The organism is Pediococcus parvulus (assembly GCF_007990205.1).
GTDB classification, from domain to species: Bacteria; Bacillota; Bacilli; order Lactobacillales; family Lactobacillaceae; genus Pediococcus; species Pediococcus parvulus.
In genome coordinates this window covers 1-2,754 of sequence record NZ_BJWE01000081.1, presented here as the reverse complement: position 1 = coordinate 2,754, position 2,754 = coordinate 1, and the positions used below count along the sequence as shown (strand labels likewise).

Here is a 2,754-nt window from a genome sequence, read left to right as displayed (position 1 = left end):
TTTTGAATTGCATTAAAACTTCTAACGCATCCGACTAAAATATAATACCGAAAATTTGAACAAATATCAAGGGGTTTTTACAAATTTCCTCAAATTAATTTTTTTAAAGGTCAAAGAAAACCAGTCGTGATCGCCATTCGGCGAGGAAAGTATCATTTTGCCATTCCTTAATTCGTTTTGTATAATAACCTACTGATTGATTGTAGTAAGTCGTTTTTTCAAATTGCTGTGGAGCTGGATGAATGTGCATATGACCGAATATTACCTTATTAACTTCGAATTGTTCTAACACTTGTCCTAATTTTGCACTCCCCATATAGGCATTAGCCATATTCCATAAATTTCCTTCAGGTGCATAGCGAATATAATTAAGTCGTGGTACAAAATGTGTAAAGTACAGGACACGTTTTTGGGCCTCCTGAGCCGTTTTAAGTTGTTGAGTAGTTTCATCTAAAACTAGTCCCATTCTTTCACCATCGGACATTGGTTGCTTAATAGACCCATCTATCCAGTAAGCACGCTTCCAAGTTTCAAAATTAGCGATAGTTTTGCCCTTAACATTGTCCGCAAAACTGTAATCATACCACCCGTTATTACCAATTACCCGCCAGTCGGTCTCTGGCACATCAAAATATTGGTTATGCAAATAACTATTATCAAGTTGGCTCTCTAATTCTTCGAACGTAACGCCATGAACCATATCATGGTTCCCAGCAATAAATTTTACAAGCGTTTGGGAACCTAATTCGTTTTGTAAGTTTTGCACATACGCTAGACTCTTTGTAAAATCATTAAATAAATCACCAGCAATTAAATACAACCCAACGTTTTGTTGGCTTAAATATTCTGCTTGATTTTTTAGTGTTTCATCAACATCTAAGCGATTTACGTCAAAGTGGTTGTCACTTGTTATTGCAATCCTCATATTTGTCTCCTTTCACACTGTTAGTTGATCATTTTACACGCCTCACAAAAAATTGTCTTCTAATTAGAAAAAGATCAGTCCTTTAAAGAACTGATCTTTATTTTTAAATTTAATTGATACCGACCATCTTGGATGAAATCCATTTAGATAACAAGAGCAATAGAAGGCCAAAAACAATGCTGACAGCGCCGACAACCAAGAAGTAAGGAACTTCTGTCGCGCTCGTGTAAAAACGTACAATTTGGGCATTAATTGCTTGACCAGCAGCATCTGCCAAGAACCACATACTCATCATTTGAGAACTAAATGCTTTTGGTGCTAGTTTAGTAGTTACAGAAAGACCAATTGGCGAAATTAACATCTCACCAATTTCAACAATTGCCCAGCTACCAACTAACCAAAGGGGATTAACTTTACCAGCCGTTCCAAACATCATTCCTGGTAAAGCAATGAATAAGTACGAAACTCCCGCAAACGCCAACCCATAAGCAAACTTATGTGGAGATGTAGGTTGCTTGTTCCCCATTTTAATCCACATCCACGCAAAGAATGGTGTATATAGCATAATAAACAACGGATTAAGGGACTGGAATTGTGAAGCCGCCAAAGTAATTGGCCCTAAATGTAACTGTGTTCGTTGAGCCGCGTATAAGGCAAGAACCACTGATCCTTGTTCTTCAATTGCCCAGAAAATCACTGCGGCAATAAATAACGGAACATAAGCCCAAAGACGAGAACGTTCAATTTTAGTCACTTTGTTACTTGAAAACATCAAAACAAAATAAATAATTGGTGTGGCAACTGCCACCAAACTTAATAACAAGACAACATTGTCAATTGTCATGGCATTGGCCAGTTGCATAACGAGCAGGATAAGCGCAAAAATAACAACCCCAATGGTCACCTGCCATCCAAGTTTATGTGCGTCCTTAGGCTCAAGTGGGTCAGAAGGATACAAACTGTCTTTGCTTAAGTACTTTTTCCCACCTAAGTAGTATTGAAGAAGACCAAAGAACATTCCAATTGCAGCTAGTGAAAAACCAACGTGAAAGTTCACGTGTGCTCCTACCCAGCCAACAAGCAGTGGCGCAATCAAGGCTCCTAAGTTAATTCCAAAAACAAAGATGCTAAATCCTGAATCACGACGAATATCTTCTTCGGTATATAACCCGCCGACCATTTCAGAAACATTAGGCTTTAATAACCCAGTTCCGATGACGATCAGTGCAATTGAAATAAATAGTGCTGGGGCTCCAAATGGTAGTGCTAGTGCAATATGTCCTAACATGATGAAAATACCGCCCCAAAAGACAGTTTTTCTTGGTCCTAAAATACGATCACTAACAAAACCGCCGATTACACTCGTTAGATAAACTAATGAACCATATATGGACATCACAGAAGCAGAAGTTGTCTGACTAAAACCGAGACCACCCTTTGATACTGCATAGTACATATAGAACAACAGAATGGCACGCATTCCGTAATAACTGAAACGTTCCCACATTTCTGTAAAGAACAATGTTGAGAGCCCTCTAGGTTGCCCAAAGAAGGACTTATCATTGCTCACGTCACTTTGGTTATTCAATTTATTTCTTCCTCCAAACATCTCTATGTAGCTTATCGTGTATTATTTTTAGGGGTAAAGCTTCCCAAATTCTCCTAAAAACAACAAAAGACACCATAAACGGTGTCTTATTCAATGCCGGCTAGGCGACTTGAACACCCGACCCTCGGTTTACGATACCGATGCTCTACCAACTGAGCTAAGCCGGCAGGTATAGAAAAAGATGCTAACTTTCAATTGAGAAGGTTAACATCTATCACTA

Annotated in this window: 2 protein-coding genes and 1 tRNA gene; all 3 read right to left on the bottom strand. The window is 38.6% G+C overall.

Features of this window, described 5'->3' with window-relative positions:
* Positions 1–103: 103 nt before the first annotated feature.
* Positions 104–925, bottom strand: coding sequence for a metallophosphoesterase (locus PPA04_RS09350; RefSeq protein WP_057784642.1), 822 nt, complete (start codon positions 923–925; stop codon positions 104–106).
* 109 nt (positions 926–1,034) lie between these two features.
* Positions 1,035–2,534: a peptide MFS transporter gene (locus PPA04_RS09345; RefSeq protein ID WP_057784643.1), complete on the bottom strand. Its 1,500-nt coding sequence runs from the start codon at positions 2,532–2,534 to the stop codon at positions 1,035–1,037.
* Between the two features lie 94 nt (positions 2,535–2,628).
* Positions 2,629–2,701 (bottom strand) — tRNA-Thr (locus PPA04_RS09340).
* Positions 2,702–2,754: the final 53 nt, after the last annotated feature.